Source organism: Bacteroides luti (assembly GCF_900128905.1).
In the GTDB taxonomy this organism is placed as follows: Bacteria; Bacteroidota; Bacteroidia; order Bacteroidales; family Bacteroidaceae; genus Bacteroides; species Bacteroides luti.
The window spans coordinates 1-7,959 of the sequence record NZ_FQTV01000030.1 but is presented as its reverse complement, the minus strand read 5'-3'; the positions used below and the strand labels follow the sequence as shown (position 1 = coordinate 7,959).

7 protein-coding genes and 1 rRNA gene are annotated in these 7,959 nt (G+C 34.8%); all 8 read right to left on the bottom strand.

All coding sequences use genetic code 11. The features are described from left to right. Positions 1–499 precede the first annotated feature (499 nt). Entirely contained in the window at positions 500–850 is a 351-nt protein-coding gene (gene rplT, locus BUC21_RS16135; RefSeq protein WP_073404347.1) for a 50S ribosomal protein L20, read from the bottom strand. A gap of 99 nt (positions 851–949) precedes the next feature. After that, positions 950–1,147, bottom strand: a complete 198-nt coding sequence (gene rpmI, locus BUC21_RS16130; RefSeq protein WP_073404345.1) for a 50S ribosomal protein L35 — start codon at positions 1,145–1,147, stop codon at positions 950–952. Between the two features lie 77 nt (positions 1,148–1,224). Next, entirely contained in the window at positions 1,225–1,839 is a 615-nt protein-coding gene (gene infC, locus BUC21_RS16125; RefSeq protein WP_073404343.1) for a translation initiation factor IF-3, read from the bottom strand. A gap of 58 nt (positions 1,840–1,897) precedes the next feature. Further along, on the bottom strand, positions 1,898–3,838 hold the full coding sequence (gene thrS / locus BUC21_RS16120; protein WP_073404341.1) for a threonine--tRNA ligase: 1,941 nt from the start codon (positions 3,836–3,838) through the stop codon (positions 1,898–1,900). A 78-nt stretch (positions 3,839–3,916) separates the two neighbouring features. Then, positions 3,917–5,923 (bottom strand): tetratricopeptide repeat protein, encoded by a 2,007-nt coding sequence (locus BUC21_RS16115; RefSeq protein ID WP_073404339.1) that lies wholly within the window; start codon positions 5,921–5,923, stop codon positions 3,917–3,919. Between the two features lie 246 nt (positions 5,924–6,169). Continuing rightward, positions 6,170–6,724, bottom strand: coding sequence for a peptide deformylase (gene def / locus BUC21_RS16110; protein ID WP_073404337.1), 555 nt, complete (start codon positions 6,722–6,724; stop codon positions 6,170–6,172). A 39-nt stretch (positions 6,725–6,763) separates the two neighbouring features. After that, positions 6,764–7,177, bottom strand: a complete 414-nt coding sequence (gene ruvX, locus BUC21_RS16105) for a Holliday junction resolvase RuvX (RefSeq protein WP_073404335.1) — start codon at positions 7,175–7,177, stop codon at positions 6,764–6,766. Between the two features lie 655 nt (positions 7,178–7,832). Beyond that, a 5S ribosomal RNA gene (rrf, locus tag BUC21_RS16100) occupies positions 7,833–7,943 on the bottom strand. Positions 7,944–7,959: the final 16 nt, after the last annotated feature.

Below are 7,959 nucleotides of genomic sequence, written 5' to 3'. Positions count from 1 at the left end.
GTAAATGATATGAAATTCTTTCTTTACAGAGTGGCTAAAATTTACGCATAAACTGATGAAACTTTTAACATTCCCACAAAATTATTGACTGATCCAATTAATGCTGGACATAAAAACAAAAACGTCGATAATCAATTGATTATCGACGTTTTCTTATATAAAGCCACACCAGTGATGTGATGAAACTCCGTATGACATGATTTGAGTGCCCGCCCTCTTTGTAATCCACCGGCATAAATGCTACCCGAAGGTTGTGGCCCGCCATTGAGAATCGAAGCCTGTCTCGGTTTTCAGATTAATTTGATGAGTTTCCCAGTCAAACTAATGTGGCTAAAACTGTCTTCTTTTCTACTACAAATATAAGCTTTTTCTATCTATGTAACAAATAAAAATGAATAATTGTTTTAATAAAAAAACAATTAGTTTGCAGGCAGAAAAAATAAAAGCGCTAATACCCAGCATAACTGGATATTAGCGCTTAGCAAATCTCTTAAATTTATTAAGCAGCTTTTGCTTTAGCAACCACAGCCTTGAAAGCTTCTGGATGATTAACAGCTAAGTCTGCTAATACCTTACGATTTATTTCGATACCAGCTTTATGTAAGCCGCCCATTAGCTTAGAATAAGACATTCCTTCTAAACGAGCTGCAGCATTAATACGCTGAATCCAAAGAGCACGGAAGTTTCTTTTCTTGTTTCTACGGTCACGGAATGCGTAAGTCAAACCTTTTTCCCAGGTGTTCTTAGCAACGGTCCAAACATTTTTTCTTGCACCAAAATAACCTTTGGTAAGGTTCAAAATTTTCTTTCTTCTTGCTTTTGAAGCAACATGATTTACTGATCTTGGCATAGTTTTAATCTTTTTGAATGTTAGCGTCGCAACTTCACGTAGCGAACTTAAAGCTAATGCATTCGGTTAATACTTAATAATTCGATTGTACGCTTTTGATTACTTCATTGCTAAAAGAGACTTAACCTGACCTACATTAGTTGCATCAACTGTTGTAGAGTAACACAAGTTTCTTTTTCTCTTTTTGCTCTTTTTAGTCAAAATGTGACTGTGAAAAGCGTGCTTTCTTTTGATTTTACCTGTTCCGGTAAGGGTAAACCTTTTTTTAGAACCGGAGTTAGTCTTCATCTTTGGCATCTTGATTATTTTTTAATTATTAATATATGGTAACGCACTATACCCGCGCGTTATACATTTCTTATTTTTTCAAACAATTATTCCGCTTCATTATTTGTTTCCTCAGGTTTTTCAACCTTAACTTTAACAACCTTCACTTCTTTTGGTGCAACAGGTTTCTTAACTTCTTTCTTTTTAGGAGATAAGAAAATTGTCATCTTCTTACCTTCAAGTATAGGAAGTTGTTCTACTTTTGCAAAATCTTCAAGATCGTTTGCGAAACGAAGTAACAAGACTTCGCCTTGTTCTTTGAATAGAATAGAACGTCCTTTAAAGAATACATAAGCTTTTACTTTATCACCATCTTCAAGGAATCCTTTTGCATGTTTCAACTTAAAGTTATAGTCATGATCATCAGTCTGAGGCCCGAAACGTATTTCTTTCACATTAACCTTTACCTGCTTAGCTTTTTGTTCCTTTTGACGTTTCTTCAACTGATAAAGGAACTTTGAATAATCAATAATTCTACAAACAGGAGGAACTGCGTTTGGAGAAATTTCTACTAGATCCATTTCTCTATCCTCTGCCATCTTTAAAGCCTGGAATAAAGGATAAACCTTTGGTTCGATATTATCATCTCCAACTAAGCGTACTTCCTTGGCACGAATCTGCTCATTTATTCGGTGTTGCTCTTTTAAAACCTCTTTCTTCATTCAATAACTATTAGTTCCTTTTCGTTTTTTCTTTTATATTCAGTTAGCGGGTGCAAAGTTACCACTTATTTATCATATTTTGAACTTCTTGAGTCAAAATATTTGCAAATTCTTCAAATTTCATAGTTCCTTTATCGCCTTCTCCTTGTTTGCGAACTGCAACTTCACCATTTTCTGCTTCTTTTTCGCCAACAACTAACATATAAGGAATACGTTTCATTTCATTATCGCGGATTTTACGACCAATTTTTTCGTTTCTATCATCTACAATAGCACGAATATCATTCATATCAAGGTATTGTTTTACCTTCTCTGCATAGTCATTAAATTTCTCACTGATAGGAAGAATTGCTACCTGATCTGGAGTTAGCCATAATGGGAATTTACCACCAGTATGTTCTATTAGTACAGCAACAAAGCGTTCCATAGAACCAAAAGGTGCACGGTGTATCATTACAGGACGATGTTTCTGGTTATCAGCTCCTGTATATTCAAGATTAAATCTCTCTGGCAAGTTATAATCAACCTGAATAGTTCCAAGTTGCCATTTACGACCAATAGCATCACGAACCATAAAATCAAGCTTAGGACCATAGAAAGCAGCTTCACCAAGTTCCACTTTTGCTTTCAAGCCTTTCTCTTCACAAGCTTCAATAATTGCTTTTTCTGAACGTTCCCAGTTATCATCGCTTCCAATATATTTTTCACGATTATTTGGATCGCGAAGTGAAATCTGTGCTTCAAAATTCTCAAAGTTCAAAGACTTAAATATGATGAAGATAATATCCATAACTTTTAAGAACTCATCCTTCACCTGATCTGGTCTACAGAAAATATGAGCATCATCTTGCGTAAAGCTACGTACACGTGTTAATCCGTGAAGTTCCCCACTCTGTTCATAACGATATACTGTACCAAACTCTGCAAATCTCAATGGAAGATCTTTATATGAACGAGGCTGCCATTTATATATTTCACAGTGGTGAGGGCAGTTCATTGGTTTCAATAAGTATTCTTCTCCCTCTTCTGGTGTATTAATTGGTTGGAATGAATCTTTTCCATATTTAGCATAGTGGCCAGAAGTAACATAAAGTTGCTTGTTACCAATATGAGGAGTCATTACCTGCTGATATCCAAAACGGCGTTGAATCTTCTTAAGGAAATCTTCAAGGCGAAGACGAAGTGCTGTTCCTTTTGGTAACCACATTGGAAGTCCTTTTCCTACCATTTCAGAGAACATGAACAATTCCATTTCCTTACCAATCTTACGGTGGTCACGTTTCTTTGCTTCTTCTAGTATAACTAAATATTCATCAAGCAATTTCTTTTTTGGGAAAGTGATACCATAGATACGAGTAAGCATTTTCTGATCTTCTCTTCCTCTCCAGTAAGCACCTGCTACAGATGTTAGCTTGATAGCTTTAATCTTTTCAGTATTCATTAAGTGAGGACCACGACAAAGATCTGTAAAAGCACCCTGAGTATATGTAGTGATGGTTCCATCTTCTAGTTCTGAGATTAACTCGCACTTGTAAGTTTCACCTCTTTCACCGAACATTTTCAAAGCATCAGCTTTATTAATTTCTTTTCTTACAACAGCTTCTTTTTTTGCGGCCAATTCTGCCATCTTTGCTTCAATAGCAGCTAGATCACTTTCTTTGATAACTGCTTCTCCTGGATCTACGTCATAATAGAAACCGTTTTCAATTGCAGGACCAATTCCGAACTGTATGCCTGGATATAATTCCTGTAAGGCTTCAGCCAGCAAGTGTGCACTAGTGTGCCAAAATGCATGCTTTCCTTCTGCATCATCCCACTTATATAGAACAACCGATGCGTCTGAATTTATAGGACGAGCTAAATCATATGTTTCACCGTTTACACCACAAGCTACAACATCCTGTGCCAATCGGCTACTAATACTTTCTGCAATCTGCAGACCATTGACTCCTTCATTATATTCACGAACAGAGCCATCTGGAAATGTAATCTTTATCATAATGGTTTAATTATTTTTCATTTAGGCTTACAAAAGTAGCTATTTCTTTTTAATTACACTTATTTTCAAATAAAAATGTTAGTGTTTTTGTTCTGTAAAGCGCTTAATGACATTATAGGCAGATACAATACCTAATTCACCAGCTTTACTTAGGTCTGAAATACCTTTTTTATTATTTCCGGAGAAGATTAATGTTAATCCTCTATTAAAATATGCTTCTGCAAAATTTGGATCAAGCGAAATGGCTTTATCATAATCGGCTATTGCAGAACGATAATCTTTCAGCATACAAAGTACATTTCCACGATTATAATATGCATAGACGAAATCGGGTGCTAGCTGAATAACTTTATCCAAATCTGATTTAACTATATTATATTCCGGAGTCCGCACATCAACTTTCTTCAACCCAGTTTGTACTTCTGCTGTCTCAGAATTCTGATCTTCTGATTTTTCAAATTCTAACTGTTTCCAACGTATCAATGAACGGTTAAAATATGCCGGAAAGAATGAATTATCGCAAATAGTAGCCTGAGTTAAATCTTCAATAGCATTTGTAAAATCCTGAACCAAATAAAAATCAATTGAACGAGCAAAACGTTTTGCTGCATTTTTAGGATGTTTCACAATATCCGTTGTCCGCTCATCAATAGAAGCAAAATGAGTTTTAATTTGTTTCTCGGTAAGAGGAGTCTCCATATTGGTAATCAAAAGTCGTTTAGGGACAGCTCCTGAATTACTTAAGTCATCAATAAACTTGTTATATTTTAAATTTCGTGTTATCTCACTTACCTTTTCATAGTAAGTCAAAGCAAACATTGGTTCCAGCTTTATTTCAACATTCTTATCCTGAACCTTACCACGATACTCGCTCTTATATTTCTGTTCAGTTTCAGAATCATCAGCAACAACGATCTTTCCGTAATTTTCCATGTCTTTATCGGATTTCTTACGTGTTTTATCAGATTTCGCCGCTTTCTTTCCTTTATCAAGACCATATCTTTTATCAAGTTGGGCTTTCATAACTTTGAACTCATCCAAATCCGCTCCTTTATAGTCACCTATTTTTCTTTTGGCTTCAGCCCGATTATAATAACCGGCTAAGAAATTAGGATATTCTTTAATAACAGCTGAATAATCTCTGATAGCTCCACGATAATCTCCTGTCTGAGCACGAAGAATACCTCGGTTAAAGATAGCCATCATATTATCGGGTTCCATCTTTATCACAAAATCAAAATCTTCTATTGCTCTGTTATCATCTCCTACCCGAGCTCGCAAGAGTCCGCGATTATAGTGTCCTATAAAATTATTTGGATCTATATCTAATGCTATATCATAATCTTCCATCGCCCCTTGTAGCTTATTCTGATGGAATCGAGCTAATGCCCTATTTATATAATTTCCGGAATTTTTAGTATTTAAATATGTTGCCTGATCATAATCAGCTTCTGCATCTTTATATTTTCCTTGCTGAAGCTTTATTGCTGCACGCGATGACCAAACATCAGCATCATATTTATCAATAGACAAAGCCAAGTCATAATCACTCATTGCTTTAATTGTATCTTTTTGCTTTAAAGATACTTCGGCACGCATTAAATAAGCTTTAGTATACTGAGGAGAAAGAGCTATTAACTTTGACAGATCAGCTTCTGCTCCTTTAAAATCGTCTTTAGATATTTTGCAAAGAGCAAGATTATGCCAAAGACCTACGTTCTCGGGATCATAGCTCAAAGCTTTGGTATAATCCTCTATTGCACCATCATATTTTTGCTGCTTTATACGGGATAAACCTCTGATTTGATATGCATTAACCACAAACGGATTTCGTTCTATAGCAGATGAGCAATCAGATTCCGCTCCTTGAAAATCATCCAGATTTATTTTTGCAAGAGCACGAAAAAAGTACGGCTCATACAAATATGGTTTTGCACTTACTACCTGATTAAAGTATTGAATAGAAAGAACATAGTCTTCAAAATATAATGCATTGCGGCCAATTGCCATTACACGTTCCGTGTTTATTTGGGCAGAAACTACAGCAGGAAATAATAGTAGGTATATTAAAATTCTCTTTATCATTTATTTTTCATCTAAGGGCGAAACAAAATTAATGATTTCGATTGAAGTAACAACGTTTAGCATTTTTTTTTCAAGCTAGAAAGGCTTTTTTCACTTATTAAAACAGAAAATAATTATAACATTCATGATTTAAAAGTAATAAAGGACTTTTTATCAATCTAAAAAACGATTTAAAAGATAAAAAGACGCATCTTTATAAATTAAAAGATGCGTCTTTTTAAGAATATTATTTTAAAGTTAAAATAGCTATTTGATAGTTTTAACCTTATATGAACATCTGGCTTTACCATTAATCATAGCATTCAATTTACCTTTAATCATTTGTTTACGCAAAGGAGATAAATTATCAATAAATAAGCCCCCTTCCAAATGTTCAAATTCATGCTGCATTACGCGTGCCAGATAGCCTTCTACATATTCATCATGTTCCACAAAGTTCTCATCCATATATTTCACATGAATTTTATTTGCTCTATTCACAGTCTCATGAATTCCAGGCAAACTGAGACATCCTTCTTCCATAGACACCATTTCGCCTTCAGTCTCAAGAATATGGGCATTAATATAAGCCTTATTAAAATCTTTATATTCAGGATATTCATCAGAAAGGACATCAAGACTGATCACCACAACACGGATAGAGAGTCCAATCTGCGGAGCAGCAAGACCAACACCATCAGCCCTATGCATTGTATCAAACATATTTCCTATCAGTTCTTTTAAGTTCGGATAATCAGGAGTTATATCCTCTGCAACTTTTCTTAAAACTGGTTGGCCATATACGTAAATAGGTAAAATCATTATTATTCTGTATTATATTAACAAATTGTTTCTCTAGTGTTATCTTCTACTTTCAAGATACGACTGCAAAATAATCGTTGCACTCACTTCGTCAACAAGCTCTTTACTTTGTCTATCTTTCTTTTTCAATCCAGCTTCAAGCATTGTACGATGTGCCAAAACTGAAGTAAAACGTTCATCAACAAATTCTATAGGTATATTAGGAAGAATTTTCTTTAAACGTTGAACAAACGGTTTAATATAATTCATACTTTCAGAAAAATCATTATTAAGCTGCTTTGGAAGTCCTATCAATATTAAATCAACCGGTTCTTTAGCTGTATATTGTACTAAAAAATCGGGCAACGTATGGCTAGGCACTGTTGTCATACCATTTGCAATAATTTGCAAAATGTCAGTTACAGCGATACCTGTTCGCTTTCTTCCATAATCAAGTGCTAATATTCTTCCCATAATTTTATAAATGCAAAAATACAACAAATTATTTATATAAGCATCTGCTGAACAAAAAAGTACAATATTATGTCCAAAACTTAATTAAAATTACGGTTTAGTTATATGGCATCACACATTCTTTCACCGGCTTCACTATTTTATCATTATCGATTCCAAAGTAGAATTGCGGCTAGGTAGGCTGATTATATCGTGCATCTGCGTATCCCCACTTAATAAAGAAATCATATCTTCAGGAAAGGAAGGAAAAAGGTCTGATATTTCATAAGAGGTAAGATAAATCCGAAGTTTATTATTCTCTTTTAGTCTCCAGACTACATCTTAACGCAAGTCATCGAGAAAATCTGCAGCTAAACATAAATTAGCTTTAGATCTCTTGTTCGATAGATAACAAATAAGGTGTGTAGTAAGAGAATTCAAGTAATATTGTAGCACACAAACAACAAGCAGGAGTATTGTGTCGTAAAGATTGCTAAGACTCAGTTATTCAAGGCTATTTGAAAGACTACCATTATCAAGAGAGATGAGATACATCGATAATACGTAATTAAAGATAATCAGACTATCATTATCAAAGGTGGTGAAATCGATGACAGAGACGCATATACAAAAAAAAGAATCCCATTCATTCCTCAATGAACAGGACTCTTTGATAAAACGGCAGCTACCTACTCTCCCACTGTTACGCAGTACCATCGGCGTGATCAGGCTTAACTTCTCTGTTCGGAATGGGAAGAGGTGGAACCCTGATGCTATAGCTACCTTAATATTTTTAATTTCTT